Raw genomic sequence first — 17,969 nt, forward strand, 5'->3', positions numbered from 1 at the left:
TTTCACCACGGTTCCCTGAGCAGTCGCGCAGAGTGTTTTCCCTTCGCCATCAACGGCAAAGATATCGCATCGGCAGACCGCCTGGCGTCCGGAAACGGATATCGCGCTGGCCTCGGCCCGCAGCAATGCCGCCTCGCCGGCCGCAGGTAGTTTATCTTGAATTCGGATGTGAGGGTGTCGCCCTTCAATGCCATCCCCCCGGCGAATGTGAGCGTATTATCGGCAAGATATGACAACGCTCCGCCATGGGCATATCCGTGCTGCTGCCGAAGCTCGTCGCGCAAGGGCAGTTCTATGACCGCCCCGTTCCCCGGGAGTTCCACCAGCTCTGCGCCCAGATACCGGGTGAAGGCCTGCTGCGTGAAAATCGAACGCGCCAGATCGAGCATCGCATCCTGATTCATGCCGGGCTCCCGAATTCCTTGCAGCGGCAGTATCGATGCCTCTTGATGAGCAGGCCAGCATGACGTCGCGTCCGGTTGACAAGGGGGTGCCTCCGAACGGAATCATGCGGATGGCGGCAATGTCACGTGATCTCCGCGAGGAATATATAGCCCGCACCGTAGATCGTCTTGATCAGGCGCGGATTTTTCGGGTCTTCGCCCAGCTTGGTGCGCAACCGCGAGATGCGGACATCCATGGCCCGGTCGAAGCTGTCTCCCGCCGTGCCGCCTAGCGTGTCGAGCATCTGGCTTCGGGTGATCAGGCGGCGGGGATTGTCGATGAACATGCGCAGGACCTCGGCCTCCGCGTGGCTGAGCGGGGCTTCGGTGCCGTCCGGGGCTGTCAGCATGTAGCGGTCGAAATCGGCGGTCCAATCGGCGAAGCGGACTGTCTGACCGCTGCGGCCCGGTGGCTGGGCGGGGCGGCGCAGGCGGGCGCGGATACGGGCGACGACCTCGGCAGGCTCGAATGGCTTGATGATGTAGTCATCGGCGCCAAGTTCCAGCCCGGTCACCTTGTCCTGCACCTGCGCGCGGCCGGAGATGATGATGATCGCGGCACCCGATTCCGTGGCGAGGCGATGGACCAGTGCCAATCCGTCGCGGTCGGGAAGGCCAAGATCGATCAGGCAGGCATCGGGGGTGATGCGCCGCAATGCCGCTTCGAATTCCAACGCGCGGGCAAAGCTCTGCGTCCGGAACCCGGCCTCTTCCAGTGCCGAGGACAGCAGGCGGCGGATCTCGGGTTCATCATCGAGAATCGCGATCAGTGGGGCATCGGTCATGCGGAATCCTTGCTTGCCTCGGCCAGGGCAGTGGCGAGGCTGGAGGTGGTGAAGGGCTTGGTCAGGACCGGCCCCGGCGCATCGTTGCGGAGCGGATCGCCCGGCGGCATGGAGGTCATCAGCACGACTGGTAGCCGATCGGCCACGAGGTCCAACCCCAACCCGTCGCCAAGCTGGATATCCGACAGGATCATCGTCAGCCCCGGCAGATCGGTCATCGCCTGCGCTTCGCTCAGGCTGGCGGCCTCGATGACCGCGTGCCCCAAACCGGTCAACTGGCTGCGGATATCGGTGCGGATCATGTCGTCATCCTCGACCAGAAGAACCATCTGGCGTGTCACGGGACGGCGGGGCAGGCGCAGGGTGACGCGCGCGCCGTCGGGGCCATTGTCCAGCCGCATCGTGCCGCCGACCAGCTTGGTCTGGTCATAGACCATCGACAGGCCAAGGCCGGAACCCTGGTTCTTCTTGGTGCTGAAGAAGGGCTCGGTCGCGCGGATCAGGGCCTCGTCCGAGAAGCCGGGGCCGGTATCGGCGACGGTGATCTCGATCCACTCGCCGCTGGTGGATGCGGTCAGGGCGATATGCCCCGGGCCGGCCATGGCGGCATTGGCGTTCAGGATCAGGTTCAAAAGCGAATCCTGCAAGGCGCCGGGATCGAGCAGCAGGGACGTTTCCGGCAGTTCGACGGATAATCCAAGCGTCACCCCGTCACCAAGAGATGGCCGGGCGAGCGCCACCACCTCGCGCAGAAGGGGCGGCAGTTCGACGGGTTGCAGCGACATCTCGCGCGGGCCGCTGATCTTGGCCAATCGTTCGAGCAACGCGGCGCCACGGCGGGCGGCGGCAAGGGTGGCCTGCACGTCATCGGCGGCCTCGGCAGGCAGGGGCATCGCGGCCAGCCTCCCCTGCAAGCCGAGGATGATGGTCAGCAGGTTGCCGAAATCATGCGCCATGCCCGAAGTGAGCTGCGCGGCGAGGCTGCGCTTGCTGGCATGGCTCAGTGCCTCGCGGGCCTGCACCTCGGCGCTGACATCGGTCGAGAGCACATAGGCCCCCTTGCCGATCCGATCCGGGGTCAGGGCGATGCGGATACGCCGGCCCGAGGGCTTGTGCGTCATCTCGAAGACCTGCGATTCGCCGGCCAATGCGCGATCGATCCAGGGGCGCAAGGTGGCGAAGGCCTGCGCTCCCAGGGCCTCTTCGACGGTGCTGCCGATGACATCGCCGATGCTGCCGGGGAAGACCATCGGCTGCTGGCGATTGGAGAAGGTATATCGGTAATCGGTGTCCAGATGGGCGATATGCGCGGGAACCATCTCGGTCACCTGCCGCGTGCGGGCCTCGGTGCGCATCAGGACATGCTGTGCCTCTTGCAGGGCGGCATTGGTGGCGGCGAGTTCGCGATTGGCGGCGGCGAGGCGCTCGGCATGGTCGAGCACCTGTTCGGAAAGTTCCTCGGAACGGGCACGCAGCAGCGATTCCTGACGCTTGATCTCGGTAATGTCGGTATAGACGGTGATCCAGCCGCCCTGCGACAGTGGTGCGCCTTCCACGGCGATCCATCTGCCGTTGGCGCGCTGGCGCTCGAAGTAATGTGGCTGAAAGGTGCGGGCCTGTTCCACGCGGGAGGCCACGGCTGCCTCGGGATCGTCCTGCGGCCCGTATTCGCCGCGATGGACGAGTTGGCGGATGGTTTCTTCAAAACTGGTGCCGGGTTGCACCAATTCGTCTGGTAGGGCGAACATCGCCTGGTACTGACGATTCGAGACGGCAAGCCGCAGGTCGGCGTCGAAGATCGACAGCGCCTGCCCGATGAGATTGAGCCCCGAACGCGTCAGATCGGCACGGAGTTCCTCGGGCGTCATGGCCTGCTCCTGCTCCGGTGATCCGTCATCTGCCCTCCTCCGCCCTCTGTTCTCCGATAGCACCGCTTTGCAATTCGCGGAAGTGCTGTAACATTTCGTAGGATTCGCGCAAAACTGCGGCAAAGATTGGCGGCAAATGTGATCGCCATCCGGGACGGAGGAGGTTCCGGGCGACGCGCAAAAGAATCGCGCGCATCAGGGAGGAGACATGACGGAGCAGCACGCGCCCACGGGTGAGTTGCATTCCATTCCGGCGCTGCTGGCGCGGAATGCGGTCCGTTTCGGCGACAGGCCCGCCTATCGCGAGAAGGAATTCGGCATCTGGCAAAGCTGGAGCTGGACAGAGGCGGCCGAAGAGGTCCGCGCCCTGGCGCTCGGGCTTCTGGTTCTGGACCTTAAGCCCGGCGATTACGTCGCGATCATCGGACGCAACCGTCCAGCGCACTACTGGGGCATGATCGCGGCGCAGATGTGCGGCGCCATTCCGGTGCCGCTCTATCAGGACGCGGTGGCCGAAGAGATGGCCTATGTGCTGGAACATTGCGGCGCGCGCTTCGTCCTCTGCGGAGACCAGGAGCAGGTCGATAAGGTCCTCGAGGTCGAGGAGACGGTGAAGGGGATCGAGCAGATCGTCTATACCGACAGGCGCGGCATGCGGAAATACGACCATTCCCGCATGAACGCGCTGGCCGATGTGCAGCAAGAGGGGCGGGCGGCGGCAACGCGGTTGGGGCCTGAACTGGACAGCCGGATTGCCTGGCTGGATTACGACAGCACCTGCGTGATGCTTTATACGTCAGGTACGACCGGCAAGCCCAAGGGCGTGGTGCTGTCGAACCGCAACATCATCGAGACGGCAAAGAACAGCTGCGATTTCGATCGCCTGACGGAAGCCGAGGAGATCGTCGCCTATCTGCCGATGGCTTGGGTCGGCGATTTCATCTTTTCGATGGGGCAGGCGCTCTGGGCGGGCTTTACCGTGAACTGTCCCGAGGGCGCCCATACCATGATGACCGACATGCGCGAGATCGGGCCAAGCTATTTCTTCGCCCCGCCCCGCGTATTCGAGGGCCAGTTGACCACGGTGATGATCCGGATGGAGGATGCGGGCCGGTTCAAGCGCTGGCTGTTCCATCGCTTCATGGCGGTGGCAAGGCGCGTCGGCCCGACGATCCTTGATGGCGAGCAGGTCGGTTTCGGCGACCGGCTGGCCTATGGGCTGGGCCATCTGCTGGTCTACGGACCGCTGAAAAACACCCTTGGCTACAGCCGTATCCGCGTGGCTATACCGCCGGCGAGGCGATCGGTCCCGAGATCTTCGACTTCTACCGCTCGCTCGGGATCAACCTGAAACAGCTTTACGGCCAGACCGAGGCCTCGGTCTTCATCACCCAGCAACCGGACGGGCAGGTGCGTTCCGATACGGTCGGCGTGCCTTCTCCCGGTGTCGAGGTGAAGATCGGCGACAATGGCGAGGTCTTCTATCGCAGCCCCGGCACCTTCGTCGAATATTACAAGAATCCCGACAGCACTGCCTCGACCAAGGACGCGGCAGGTTGGGTGGCCACGGGCGATGCCGGGTTCTTCGAGGAATCCACGGGCCATCTGCGCATCATCGACCGGGCCAAGGATGTCGGCAAGATGGCCGATGGCAGCATGTTCGCGCCCAAATATGTCGAGAACAAGCTGAAATTCTATCCCAATATCCTCGAAGCCGTCGTGCTGGGGAACGGGCGCGACTATTGCACCGCGATGATCAATATCGACTTGAACGCCGTCGGCAACTGGGCCGAGCGGAACAATATCGCCTATGCCTCCTATCAGGAACTGGCCGGCCATCCACAGGTCTACGCGACCATCAAGGCCCATGTCGAAGAGGTCAACCGCTCGGTCGCCGGGGACGAGATGCTGTCGAACTGCCAGATCCATCGTTTCCTCGTGCTGCACAAGGAACTGGACCCGGATGACGGCGAGATGACCCGCACCCGCAAGGTCCGCCGTGCCGTCATCGGCGAGAAATTCGCCGATCTGGTGGATGCGCTCTATGACGGCTCGAACAGTATCTATACCGAGACCGAGGTCACTTACGAGGACGGCCGCAAGGGCAAGATCAAGGCGACGCTGAAGATCGAGGACGTGCAGGTCTTCGGTGCGGCGCAAGCGCAGAAGGTGGCGGCGCAATGAACCAGCAGACGGAAATCACTGCCGATGGCCGCCAGATCGGCGGCACGCTGATGGAGATGAAGAACATCACCCTGCGCTTCGGCGGGGTCGAGGCGATCAAGAATATCAGCTTCGACATCCGCGAGGGCGAGATCCGGGCGATCATCGGCCCCAATGGCGCGGGCAAGTCCTCGATGCTGAACGTGATCTCGGGCTTCTATGTCCCGCAGGAGGGCGAGGTCTGGTTCAAGGGTCAGCGCCGCGGACCGATGAAACCCTACCAGGTCGCGCGCCTCGGCATCGCCCGGACTTTCCAGAACATCGCCCTGTTCGATGGCATGACCGTGCTGGACAATATCATGACCGGGCGGCTGAACCGGATGCGGGCCGGGTTCCTGTCGCAGGCCCTGTGGTGGGGCGCGGCCGAACGCGAGGAGATCGAGAACCGCGAGCGGGTCGAGCGCGTCATCGATTTCCTGGAAATCCAGAATATCCGCAAGACCCCGGTCGGCCGCCTGCCTTACGGGCTGAAAAAACGTGTCGAACTGGCCCGCGCGCTTGCCGCCGAGCCGCAGATCCTGCTGCTGGACGAACCGATGGCGGGAATGAATGTCGAGGAGAAGGAGGACATGTCCCGCTTCGTCCTCGACGTCAACGACGAGTTCGGCACCACCATTGCCCTGATCGAACATGACATGGGCGTGGTCATGGACCTGTCGGACCGGGTGGTGGTGATGGATTACGGCCGCAAGATCGGCGACGGCACGCCCGACGAGGTGCGCAACAACCAGGAGGTCATCGATGCCTATCTGGGGGTGGCCCATGACTGATCTATGCCCATGGGAGGCAACCTGATGGACCAGATGTTTTTCGCCGCCGAAGTGCTCCTGAACGGGCTCATGACCGGGGTCATGTATGCGCTGGTCGCGCTTGGCTTCGTTCTGATCTTCAAGGCCTCGGGCGTGTTCAACTATGCGCAGGGCGTGCTGGCGCTGTTCGCGGCGCTGACATTGGTCGGCATCCAGCAGGGACAGGTGCCCTTCGCCCATATGATCAATGCCATGTTCGGGACACATATCGAGCATTTCGGCTGGACCGTGCCGTCGGTGCTGGCGATCCTCCTGACCGGCGCGGTGATGGTGCTGCTGGCCTTCCTGATCGAGAAACTGGTGCTTCAGCATCTGATCGGACAGGCGCCCATCATCCTTTTCATGGCGACGATCGGGCTGGCCTATTTCCTCGAAGGGCTGGGCGACGTGATGTGGGGAGCCGATATCAAGAACCTGGATGTCGGGCTGCCGCAGGGGATCTCGGAAACCATCGAGACCGCCACGGCGGAATGGTTCGGCTACGGCTTCTTCATCGACCGTCTGGATATCTGGGCGACCCTGATCGCCGCCTTGCTGGTGGCCGCCCTTGTCGGTTTTGCGCAATATACCAAGCAGGGCCGCGCCATGCGGGCGGTTGCCGATGACCATCAGGCGGCGCTGTCGGTGGGCATCTCGCTGCGTTTCATCTGGGTCATGGTCTGGTCAATCGCGGGTTTCGTGGCGCTGGTCGCGGGTGTCATGTGGGGCACCAAGTCGGGCGTACAGTTCAGCCTCTCGCTGATCGCGCTCAAGGCGCTGCCGGTGCTGATGCTGGGCGGCTTCACATCGATCCCCGGCGCCATCGTCGGCGGGCTGGTCATCGGCGTAGGCGAGAAGCTGTTCGAGTTCTTCGTCGGCCCGATGATCGGCGGCGCGACCGAGAACTGGTTCGCTTATGTGCTGGCGCTGCTCTTCCTGGTGTTCCGCCCGCAAGGGCTGTTCGGCGAGCGGATCATCGAGAGGGTCTGATGATGGAGCGATTTCATGCCTCCGGCGGGGATATTTGCATGAAGAAGAGGGATTTCGCGTTTCTTCTTCACGGAAATATCCCGCGGGGGTGCGGGGGCGCGAAGCCCCCGCGGCAAGGCATAGAAGAGGAGCGCCGCGATGCTGTATCGTGAGGCAGGCGATTTCAAGACCAGCTACCGTGATGACGGGCAGACATTCCCGATCCGGCTGGACCGGTGGGCTTATTACGCGGCACTTGCGGTGGCCTTCCTGATCGTGCCGTTCATCATTAACGACTATTGGGCGAATGCGGTGTTCGTGCCCTTCCTGATTTACGCCATCGCGGCATTGGGGCTGAATATCCTGACCGGCTATGCCGGGCAGGTCAGCCTGGGGACCGGGGGATTCATGGCGGTCGGCGCCTATGCCGTCTACAAGCTGATGACCTCTTTCCCCGAGATCAACATCGTCATCCACATCCTGCTGGCCGGCGGAATCACCGCGATCGTGGGAATGCTGTTCGGGCTGCCCTCGCTGCGGATCAAGGGGTTCTACCTGGCCGTCGCCACGCTGGCCGCGCAGTTCTTTCTTGTCTGGCTCTTCAACAAGGTGCCGTGGTTCTACAATTACTCGGCCTCGGGCCAGATCAATGCGCCCGAGCGCACGATCCTCGGCTTTGCCGTCACCGGCCCGGCCACCAGCGCCCCGGCGAAATACCTGATCTGCCTGGTCTTCGCCTTTGCCCTCGCATGGGTGGCGCGGAACCTGACGCGTGGCATGTCGGGGCGTAAATGGATGGCGATCCGGGACATGGATATCGCCGCCGAGATCATCGGGGTGAACCCGCTGACCGCCAAGCTGTCGGCCTTTGCCGTGTCCAGTTTCTTTGTCGGTATTGCCGGCGCGCTGTTGTTCTCGGTCTACCTGGGCGCAGCGGAGGTGGGCGAGGCCTTCGGGATCAACAAGAGCTTCCTGGTCCTGTTCATGATCATCATCGGCGGGCTCGGCAGCATCTTCGGCAGCTTCGCGGGAGCGGCCTTCATGGTGCTGTTGCCGGTCCTGCTGAAAAACCTGCTGGTGGGTGGTTTGGGCTGGCCTACCGATCTGGCCGCCCATATCGAGTTGATGATCGTCGGTGCGCTGATCGTGTTCTTCCTGATCGCCGAGCCGCATGGCCTGGCGCGGCTTTGGGCGCTGACCAAGGAAAAGCTGCGGCTCTGGCCGTTCCCGCACTGATTTCAAATGAAACGGCCGGAGAGCCGGCAATGTTCAACTTTCTGGGGAGGAGACCCGAATGAAACCGAAACTCACAGCACTTGTTGTAGCCGGGATGATGGCGGCGGCACCCGCAATGGCCGACCTTGTGGTGCCGAACATGTCCTATCGCACCGGGGCCTACGGTGCCAACGGCACGCAGTATGCCGATGGTTTCAACGATTATTTCACGCTGCTGAACGAGCGCGACGGCGGCATCGGCGGCGAGAAGATCCAGGTGCCCGAATGCGAGACGGCCTATAATACCGAGAAAGGGGTCGAATGCTACGAGGCGACCAAGGACACCGGCGCGCTGATCTATAACCCGCTGTCCACCGGCATCACCTACCAGCTGATCCCGAAGGTCGCGGTGGACAAGAAGGTGCTGTATACGCCGGGTTACGGACGGACCTCGGGCAAGAACGGCAAGGTGTTCGAATGGGTCTTCAACGCGCCTGCGAATTACTGGGACGGTGCCTCGGTTGCGATCAAATATCTGCTGGACGAGAACGGCGGCGATCTGAGCGGCAAGAAGATCGCGCTGGTCTATCATAACTCGGCCTATGGCAAGGAACCGATCCGGACCTTGCAGGGACTCGCCGAGAAACACGGTTTCAGCCTGTCCGAGATCCCGATCGACGCGCCGGGGCAGGAACAGAAAAGTCAATGGCTGCAGATCCGCCGGGATCGTCCCGATTACGTCATCATGTATGGATGGGGCGTGATGAACCAGGCCGCGATCCAGGAGGCCGCCAATATCCGTTTTCCGATGGAGAATTTCATCGGCATCTGGTGGTCTGGTTCCGAGGTCGATGTGATGCCGGTCGGAGCCAAGGCCGATGGTTACAAGGCGCTGACCTTCCATGGTGTCGGCAAGGATTACCCGGTTTACGACGAGTTGCAGGAATATGTGATCGATCCGGGCAAGGCGTCGCAGGGCGGCGAACATGTCGGCTCGGTGCTGTATTCGCGGGGAATGTATGCGGCGCTGGTAATTTCCGAGGCGATCCGCAAGGCGCAGGAACTGGCCGGGGTGTCGGAGATCACTCCCGAGCAGTTGCGTGACGGCTTCGAACAGCTCGATATAACTCCCGAGCGGCTGGAGGAGCTGGGGCTTCCCGATTTCGGACCCGAGATCAAGCTGAGCTGTGACAACCATGGCGGCAGCGGCATGGCCCGCATGCAGCAATGGGATGCCGAGGCGAAGGCATGGAACCTGATTTCGGAGTTCACCGAGCCGGATCAGGAGATCATCGCTCCGCTGATCGCCGAGGACAGCGAAGCCTATGCCAAGGAAGCCGGGATCACCCCGCGCGACTGCTGATGCCAATCCCGGCGGCGGTTACCGCCGCCGGGCCGAATCGTGGAGAACCGCCATGTTTGACGCCGAAAACAGTGAAACCCTGCTGGAAGTCAACAATATCGAGGTGATCTATAACCATGTCATCCTGGTATTGAAGGGTGTCAGCCTGGCGGTGCCCAAGGGTGGGATCACCGCACTGCTGGGCGGAAACGGGGCCGGCAAGACGACCACGCTGAAGGCGATCTCGAACCTGCTCGCCAGCGAGCGGGGCGAGGTCACCAAGGGCAGCATCCTTTATCGCGGTGAAAAGGTCGCAGCCCGCAATCCCGCCGAACTGGTGACCAGGGGTGTTATCCAGGTGATGGAGGGGCGGCATTGCTTCGAGCACCTGACCGTCGAGGAAAACCTTCTGACCGGCGCCTATACCCGCCGTGACGGGGCTGCGGCCATCAAGCGTGACCTCGAGATGGTCTATGAATATTTCCCGCGCCTGCGCGAGCGGCGGAAATCGCAGGCCGGTTATACCTCGGGCGGGGAACAGCAGATGACGGCGATGGGGCGCGCGCTGATGTCCCGCCCCGAGATGATCCTGCTGGATGAGCCCTCGATGGGACTGGCCCCGCAACTGGTCGAGCAGATTTTCGAGATCGTGAAGGCGGTGAACGAGGGCGAAGGGGTGACCTTCCTGCTGGCCGAGCAGAACACCAATGTCGCCCTGCGATACGCGCATTACGGCTATATCCTTGAAAATGGCCGGGTGGTGATGGACGGCCCCGCCGCCGCATTGCGGGAAAATCCCGATGTGAAGGAATTCTACCTGGGCATGTCGGACGAGGGCCGCAAATCCTTCCGCGACGTGCGAAGCTATCGCCGCCGCAAACGCTGGCTGGCCTGAGGAGCGATTATGACCGGCTATTATGATGATCTGGAAACCCGCGATCCCGGGACGCGGGAGGCCGCGCTGGCCGAGGCTTTGCCGCTCGTGATCGCGCGTGCCAAGACCGCTCCCGCCCTGGCGCGGCTTCTGCGCGATATCGAGCCGGAGGATATCGCCGATCCTGCCGCCCTCGCACGGCTGCCGGTGATCCGGAAGGCTGAACTTTCCGAGGCGCAGAAGAAATCTCCGCCTTTTGGGGGGTATACTACCCGGCCCGCCAATGAGTTCGATCAGATTTTCCAAAGTCCCGGTCCGATCTATGAACCGGGCCGGCATTCCGGGGACTGGTGGCGATTGGGCCGGTTCCTGCATGCGTCGGGGGTCGGACCCGGCGATATCGTGCAGAATTGTTTCGGATATCACCTGACACCTGCCGGGATGATGTTCGAATCCGGGGCGCGGGCCGTGGATGCCGCCGTGCTGCCTGCCGGCACCGGCCAGACCGATCTGCAGGTATCTGCCGCTGTCGATATCGGCACGACCTGCTATGCGGGCACTCCGGATTTCCTGAAGGTCATCCTTGAGCGCGCGGACGAGATGGGCAAACGCCTGTCGATAACCAGGGCCGTTGTCGGAGGGGGGGCCTTGTTCCCTTCCTTGCGGCAGGGCTATGCGGATCGCGGAATCGTCACGCGGCAATGCTATGCCACAGCCGATCTGGGCAATATCGCCTATGAAAGCGATGCGCTTGACGGCATGATCGTCGATGAGGGCGTGATCGTCGAGATCGTCCGTCCCGGCACCGGCGATCCGGTTCCCGCAGGAGAGGTGGGGGAGGTCGTAGTGACGACGCTGAACCCCGATTATCCGCTGCTGCGTTTTGCCACCGGGGATCTGTCGGCTGTGATGCCGGGCCTCTCGCCCTGCGGCCGAACCAATATGCGCATCAGGGGATGGCTGGGCCGTGCCGATCAGACCACGAAGATCAAGGGGATGTTCGTGCGCCCCGAACAGGTGGCGGCCTTCATGGCCCGCCACCCCGAGATCGTCCGCGCCCGCGTGATCGCCGAACGCGACGGAGAGCGGGATGTGATGACCGTGCAGGTTGAATCGCTGGCCGATTCCTCCGAGGCCTATGCGGCTTCAGTCGTGGATATGCTGAAGCTCAGGGGGCGGGTCGAGATCGTGCCGCCGGGGAGCTTGCCCAATGATGGCAAGGTGATCGAGGACAGGCGCAGTTATAAGTGAAGAAATCTTTAAATATTCGTATTTGAGCGGTTAACTTGTCTTAGTGGCATGTTGCCCGGATGTTCTCGTTGATGAAACATTGATCCGGGTGGCGAAATGGCGGCGAACAAGGGGTCCGCAGGGGCCGTACTTATTATCAAGCGCGATGTCGGGGGCGGCGAAGCCGGGCATCATGGTGGTGCATGGAAAGTGGCCTATGCGGATTTCGTCACCGCGATGATGGCCTTTTTCCTGCTGATGTGGCTGCTGAACGCCACAACCGAACAGCAAAGATCCGGCCTCGCCGACTACTTCAACCCGACGATCGTCCACAAATCCGGAGCGGATGGCGACGATATCGAGATAGGCGTCCGGCATGCGATCACTGAAAACCTTCCTGATTCGGAAAAGGCCGGCGATTTCGAACAGGTGGCCAAGCAGGTTCAGGACGCATTGACCGGGACCGGGGCCGAGTCCATGCAGATGAGCAATCTCCTTCGTCATGTCGTGACACGGATGACGGATGAAGGGCTGGTGATCGAGGTAACCGACCTGACGGACGAGCCCCTGTTCGTCGATGACACGGCCCAGGCTCGGCCTGTCCTGAAGGATCTGGCTTCGTTGCTGGCACGTGTCCTGAAAGGGACCCGGAACGATCTGGCAATATCCGGCCATGTCCGTGCCTATCCGGAAACCCTGGTCTCCTCGCCGGTATGGGCGCTGTCGGACGCACGGGCACATACGATGCGTAACCTGCTTGATCAGGCGGGATTGCCGGACCGGCGCGTGCAACGGGTCACGGGCTATGCGGATCGCAAGAACCGTGAAGGCAATCCGATGGCGCCTGCCAATAACCGCATTGAAGTGATTTTATTGAGATAAGCCGAAAGCGTTCCGCGCGTTAGGCTGATCTTAAACTGTCCCTTCGATCCTACCGGCAACATGTCAAGGAAAGGACTCACAACATGTCCATGACTTCAGCAATGGGTGCGGGTGTCGCAGGCCTCATGGCGAACTCGACGCGCATAGCGACCATCTCGGACAATATCGCCAATGCCGGGACCTACGGCTACAAACGGGTAGAGACGGAGTTCGATTCTCTCGTGCTGAGCCAGTCGCAGGGGGGTGCTTATGCTGCGGGGGGTGTCCGGGCATCGTCGAGCCGTGAAATCGATCAGACCAGTACGCTGATTCCAAGCTCGAATCCCTTGGATATTGCCATCGCGGGTGCTGGCATGTTGCCCGTGACCAATATCACCAGCGTGACGGGAGGTTCGTCACAACTGCCGCTGCTGATGACGCGCACGGGTGGCTTCGGTCCCGATGCAAATGGCTACCTGCGCACGGATTCGGGACTGGTGCTGTTGGGATGGCCCGCGTCAAAGGATGGCACCATTCCGTCCTTTTCACGAGATGCGATGAAAGGGCTCGAACCCGTTCGGATTCCGGCTGATCGTACGATCAGTGATCCGACCACCCAGATCAAGCTGGGCATCACCCTGCCTGCAAGTGAAACATCGCCGACGGCATCAGGTGATCCGATTGTTTATCCACTTGAATATTTTGGAAATCTTGGAATCAGCAAGCAGTTGGAGCTGACCTTCACCCCGGATGTCTCGAATCCCGATGGGATGTCGCTCACATGGCAAGTTGATATCCGAGATCTCGACTCGGATCCTGCGGCAAACCTGATCGGTTCATACCGGATCAAATTTGATGGCAGTGCCGAACTTGCCGGGGGAATCTCCGAGGTGACACGGCTATCGGGAGGTGAATATGATCCGGACACCGGGGCACTGGCCCTTCAGGTGGCCGATGGTGATATGGAAATCGAGATTGGCAAACTTGGCAGTCCCGACAGTTACCTCAGGCAGATCGGCAAAGACTACGCGCCTACCAATGTTCAAAAAAACGGGTCCGAGGCGGCCAGGCTGAAGTCGAGAGAAATCGACGAGAACGGCTTCATCAAGGTGACCTATGACACGGGAGCCGTGAAAACGCTGTATCAGATTCCGTTGGTATCCGTTCCGAATGTGAATGGCCTGCAGGCGGGAAGCGCGCAAACCTTCAGCATTTCGCAGAGCTCGGGAAGTTTCTTTCTCTGGAACGCCGGTGATGGACCGACGGGAGAGATTCGGGGCTATGCCCGCGAAGCTTCGACCACGGACATCGCCGAAGAACTTACGCATATGATCGAGACGCAACGCGCCTATTCGTCAAATGCGAAGGTGATCCAGACGGTGGATGAGATGCTTCAGGAAACCACGAATATCAAACGCTGACTGTTGATGCGGCGATACGACCAGATAAGGAATGACAGCGATGAGCCTCGCCAAAGCGCTTTCCAATGCGGCAACCGGATTGTCTGCCGTAGCCCGTGGAACAGGAGTGGTCTCCGACAACCTGGCAAATATCCAGACACCTGGATTTGCTCGCCGCGAGATGGTTCTCCAGGCGCGCAGCTTGGGCGGCAATGGAGGTGGAGTCCGCATCGACAATATCTCGCGCGTGGTGAATGCGGGGCTTCTGGCGGAACAACGCCTCGCCGGCGCGGCAAGGGCCGAGGCGTCGAAGCGTTTGGAGTTCTTGCAGAAGGTGGAAGACGTGATCGGGGTTCCAGGCTCTGTAGGGGGGCTTGGCGAGGCGTTGACGACCTTTCAGACAAGGCTTCTCGATGCGAGCGGACGGCCTGAAGATGAGAACCGGTTGTTGAACCTTGCACAGTCGGCAATTGAATTGACCTCCCGGCTCAATACCGTCTCGGACATCGTTCAAACCGCCAGGACGGATGCGGATGCAGCCATTGCTCTGGACGTGAAGACATTGAACGATGGGCTTGCCCGGGTTGCCTATCTGAACCGCCGGATTTCGAGCGTCGGCAGTCAGGGGAAAGATCCATCGCCATTGATAGATGAGCGTCAGGCGATAATCGATCAGGTCAACGTGATCGTCCCGGTGCAAGAGATTGCACGAGGCGCCGGAAACGTAGCCCTTTTCACGATCAGCGGTGCGCCGCTGCTGGACGGCACGAAGCCCAGTCAGATCGAGTTCGAGCCGGCGCCGCGTCTGTCTGCCGAGCTATCGGTTGAGAACGGATCCATTGGGAGCCTGATCGTTGACGGGAAAGTGCTTCCCGCGTCCCGCATGCATTTTTTCTCTGGTGGCACGCTTTCGGCCAATTTTGAAATTCGTGACCATTTGGGTCCTCAAATCCAGCAGGAACTCGATTCATTCGTGTTGGAGCTGCATGATCGTTTTGCCGATCCCACTGTCGATTCGACAATCGCTGCAGATGCCTTGGGGTTGTTCGTCGATGGCGGTGAACCTGCTACCTCCGAAAAGATGAAGGGGCTGGCCGCCCGCATCGCGCTCAATCCTGTTGTCGATCCGTCCGCTGGTGGCGAACTATGGCGCTTGCGAGACGGGCTGGGCGCCTATGAGGCAGGCCCCACCGGGGATTCGTCTCTTCTCATCGGGTTGGAGAACGCGTTGTCGCGCGGTCGCGTTCCACCTGCTGGAAGTGTGTTTGGAGAGAATGCGTCACTGGGCCGCCGCTTGGCGACGCTCGAGTCGCGCGTGATATCTCGCCGCAATTCGGCCGAGACAGACAGCGCTCTAAAGAACAGTCAGGCAGATGCAATATCCGAACGCTTTTTGTCCGATGGGGTGAACAGCGATGCCGAGCTGCAGCGGCTGCTCGAATATGGGCAAGCCTACGCGGCCAATGCGCGGGTCATCCAGGCGATCGATGAAATGATGGATCAGGTTCTAAGGTGGTAATCATGTTGACAAATTCGATAGGAGATCAGGCTCGGGCCTATGCGATGCGATCGAACAGCGGGCATCTTCGGACAGTATTGCATGTGCTGACCAAAGAGATCGCCAATGGTGAGGTGGCGGATCTTGGTCAACGCTTGCGAGGAAATGCGGGCATATTGCATGATATCGAGGCGCGGCTTACCCTGACCGAGCAATATCAGCAGAATGTGCAGGATGCGGCGACCCAAACCAACGAAGAGCAGGAAGCGCTCGGTGTCGCCCATAAGGTTACGGCCAAACTTGCAGATACAATCCTGGCGCAGCCGATACCGGCAGATGCGAAGATGCTCGATTTACATGCAATTGAGGCCGCGCAGGCGCTGAACACCGTGGTGTCGCGGTTGAACCTTGATTATGGCGGACAATATCTGTTCTCAGGGCAAGCGGTCGACAGGCCTCCCCTGATCTCGGCCAAAGCAATGTTGGAAGAGCTTCAGAGCCTCACGGACGGGCTGACCCTGGCTGAAGATATCGCTCAGGCCGTGACCGACTGGTTTGACGCACCACCGGGAAGCGGCGGGTTTCTCGATGTCGCCTATAAGGGAACCTTGGACAGCATGCGTCAATCCAGAATATCCGGCAGCAGTTTCATAGAACTGGGTGCAAGCGCCGCTGATCCTGCCGTTCGTGATGTGCTGAAGGGCGTGGCGTTGACGGCACTGGCCGGTAGCAGCACCGATGATGATCAACATACCGAAAGGCTTGCACTGGCGCGCAAGGGAGGGGAGATCGTATTCAACAATCAGCCTGCACTTGTCGCTGCGATGGCAAGAATTGGTACCAGGCAAAAAGCACTTGAAACTCAAGGAGCAGAGAATGCGGCCTCTCTCTCGGTGCTGCAAAAGGCGCGCAACGACATCCGGCAGGTCGATCCTTACGAGACAGCGGTCGCATTGATTGAAGCCGAAAGCCAGATGAACACCCTTTATACATTAACAGCGCGGTTGTCTAAGCTGAACCTGACGGAATATCTGCGGTGAAACGGCTTGCGGCCTTGTTGATGTTGATAGTGCTGTCCACCGCATCTGCCGCGGCACCGGTTCGCATCAAGGATATAGCGAATTTCGATGGCGTTCGCGGGAATGATCTGATCGGCTATGGCCTCGTGGTCGGCCTGGATGGGACCGGGGACAGTCTTCGCAACGCTCCGTTTACCGAAGAGATGCTTGCGGGGTTGCTGGAACGATTAGGGGTGAATGTGACGGATGATGCCCTGCGGTCCAAGAATGTTGCGGCCGTCGTCGTGACCGCGGCCTTGCCGCCCTTTGCGCGATCCGGCAGCCGTATCGATGTCGGTGTGTCGGCCATCGGGGATGCACAAAGCCTGCTGGGGGGCACATTGGTCATGACGCCGCTGAAGGCCGCCGATGGCGATATCTATGCAGTTGCCCAGGGATCTATCATTTCCGGCGGCGCGGCCATCGCGGGCGAGGCATCGCGCGTGGTCGAAGGTGTCCCTACGGGAGGGAAAATCCCGGCGGGAGCGCGGGTGGAGCGTGAGGTGGCTTTCGATTTCTCGCAAATCCAGAACATCCGGATCGCCCTGCGCAATGCGGATTTTACCACTGCGGGACGGATCGAGGATGTGATCAATCGTGAGTTCAGCCGCTCTGTCGCGGTGATGCAAGATGGTGGCACCGTGATTGTCGAGTTTCGCAAGCTTGGCCAGATCAACCCCGCCCGGGTCCTGGGAAGAATCGAAAACCTGGAAGTCGAACCCGAAGATCGTGCGAAAGTGGTCATCGATCACAAGGCCGGTACGATCGTCATGGGCGAGCATGTTCGCATTTCACATGTGGCTGTGTCGCAAGGGAATCTGACGTTGCGGGTCAGTGAAGCGCCGCAAGCGTCCCAACCGAACCCCTTCGCGGATGGCGAAACCGTCACCCTGCCAAGGTCATTTGCCGAACTGAGAGAGGAACCCGGTATCGGTTTTGCTGAGGTGGCGGGCGAGGCTTCGCTCAGCGACGTGATTGATGGACTCAATGCGCTCGGGGTGCAGCCACGCGACATGATCGATATTTTGAAATCCATACATGCGGCGGGTGCCTTGCATGCCGATCTGATCGTCGAGTAGGCGAGCCATGATGTCTAGAGCCATGGAACCGCGATGTTGTGGCGGCTAATTATGGTTCGTTTGCAGTCATCATCCTGCGGCGACTTCGGGACTTATCACGAAGCGCCCCGAGATCGAAGCAGGGAGGCTGCGGTTTTCGAGACCGGGAACATGCTTCACGATTTCTTCGGTCAAGACATCCTTCGTTTTGCCGAACGCATGTCGGCGCTCTCTGCAATCGCGACAAGGAAATCAGCTTCGCGCGGCCAGGTTGGGGTTATGCGGCATCCCGACGAGGTGGTCCCTTGTATATGATCGAGATCAGCCAGTCAGTGCGGCTGGTGCTCTGGCCGAGAC

At 60.9% G+C, this 17,969-nt stretch carries 14 protein-coding genes and 1 pseudogene; 12 read left to right on the plus strand and 3 right to left on the minus strand.

Annotation, left to right across the window (positions count from 1 at the left end):
• Positions 1–2 precede the first annotated feature (2 nt).
• The 3 genes from A7A09_RS01905 to A7A09_RS01915 form a co-directional block, all read right to left on the minus strand.
• Positions 3–389 (minus strand): PaaI family thioesterase, encoded by a 387-nt coding sequence (locus A7A09_RS01905; protein ID WP_211341011.1) that lies wholly within the window; start codon positions 387–389, stop codon positions 3–5.
• 137 nt (positions 390–526) lie between these two features.
• On the minus strand, positions 527–1,228 hold the full coding sequence (locus tag A7A09_RS01910; RefSeq protein ID WP_106689767.1) for a response regulator transcription factor: 702 nt from the start codon (positions 1,226–1,228) through the stop codon (positions 527–529).
• Positions 1,225–3,096: a PAS-domain containing protein gene (locus A7A09_RS01915; RefSeq protein WP_106689769.1), complete on the minus strand. Its 1,872-nt coding sequence runs from the start codon at positions 3,094–3,096 to the stop codon at positions 1,225–1,227. Before A7A09_RS01915 ends, A7A09_RS01910 begins: the two co-directional genes overlap by 4 nt.
• A 208-nt stretch (positions 3,097–3,304) precedes the next feature.
• On the opposite strand from A7A09_RS01915, the pseudogene A7A09_RS01920 reads away from it, so the two are divergent.
• From A7A09_RS01920 to A7A09_RS01975, 12 genes and pseudogenes are all read left to right on the plus strand, one after another.
• Positions 3,305–5,280 (plus strand): annotated as a pseudogene (locus A7A09_RS01920) (AMP-binding protein).
• On the plus strand, positions 5,277–6,089 hold the full coding sequence (locus tag A7A09_RS01925) for an ABC transporter ATP-binding protein (RefSeq protein ID WP_106689770.1): 813 nt from the start codon (positions 5,277–5,279) through the stop codon (positions 6,087–6,089). The pseudogene A7A09_RS01920 and the gene A7A09_RS01925 overlap by 4 nt, the downstream one beginning before the upstream one ends.
• Positions 6,090–6,113: 24 nt before the next feature.
• The gene (locus A7A09_RS01930) at positions 6,114–7,097 is read left to right on the plus strand and encodes a branched-chain amino acid ABC transporter permease (protein ID WP_436277769.1); all 984 of its coding nucleotides are present in this window, start codon (positions 6,114–6,116) and stop codon (positions 7,095–7,097) included.
• Between the two features lie 138 nt (positions 7,098–7,235).
• Entirely contained in the window at positions 7,236–8,312 is a 1,077-nt protein-coding gene (locus tag A7A09_RS01935; protein ID WP_106689774.1) for a branched-chain amino acid ABC transporter permease, read from the plus strand.
• A gap of 58 nt (positions 8,313–8,370) precedes the next feature.
• Complete coding sequence (locus tag A7A09_RS01940; protein ID WP_106689776.1) at positions 8,371–9,654, plus strand: ABC transporter substrate-binding protein; 1,284 nt, start codon at positions 8,371–8,373, stop codon at positions 9,652–9,654.
• A 52-nt stretch (positions 9,655–9,706) separates the two neighbouring features.
• On the plus strand, positions 9,707–10,528 hold the full coding sequence (locus tag A7A09_RS01945) for an ABC transporter ATP-binding protein (protein WP_106689778.1): 822 nt from the start codon (positions 9,707–9,709) through the stop codon (positions 10,526–10,528).
• Between the two features lie 9 nt (positions 10,529–10,537).
• The gene (locus A7A09_RS01950) at positions 10,538–11,758 is read left to right on the plus strand and encodes a phenylacetate--CoA ligase family protein (RefSeq protein ID WP_106689780.1); all 1,221 of its coding nucleotides are present in this window, start codon (positions 10,538–10,540) and stop codon (positions 11,756–11,758) included.
• 96 nt (positions 11,759–11,854) lie between these two features.
• Positions 11,855–12,619 carry a flagellar motor protein MotB gene (locus A7A09_RS01955; protein ID WP_106689782.1) on the plus strand — a complete coding sequence of 255 codons (765 nt, stop codon included), beginning with the start codon at positions 11,855–11,857 and terminating at the stop codon, positions 12,617–12,619.
• Between the two features lie 83 nt (positions 12,620–12,702).
• Positions 12,703–14,019, plus strand: coding sequence for a flagellar hook protein FlgE (locus tag A7A09_RS01960; RefSeq protein ID WP_106689784.1), 1,317 nt, complete (start codon positions 12,703–12,705; stop codon positions 14,017–14,019).
• Positions 14,020–14,059: 40 nt separating this feature from the next.
• Entirely contained in the window at positions 14,060–15,517 is a 1,458-nt protein-coding gene (flgK, locus tag A7A09_RS01965; RefSeq protein ID WP_170166992.1) for a flagellar hook-associated protein FlgK, read from the plus strand.
• A 2-nt stretch (positions 15,518–15,519) separates the two neighbouring features.
• Positions 15,520–16,536 carry a flagellin family protein gene (locus A7A09_RS01970; RefSeq protein ID WP_106689788.1) on the plus strand — a complete coding sequence of 339 codons (1,017 nt, stop codon included), beginning with the start codon at positions 15,520–15,522 and terminating at the stop codon, positions 16,534–16,536.
• 20 nt (positions 16,537–16,556) lie between these two features.
• A complete protein-coding gene (locus A7A09_RS01975) occupies positions 16,557–17,633 on the plus strand; it encodes a flagellar basal body P-ring protein FlgI (protein WP_170167003.1) in 1,077 nt (358 codons plus the stop codon).
• Positions 17,634–17,969 lie beyond the last annotated feature (336 nt).

Origin of the sequence: Paracoccus methylarcula, assembly GCF_003007735.2 — a bacterium.
Classification (GTDB): Bacteria; Pseudomonadota; Alphaproteobacteria; order Rhodobacterales; family Rhodobacteraceae; genus Paracoccus; species Paracoccus methylarcula.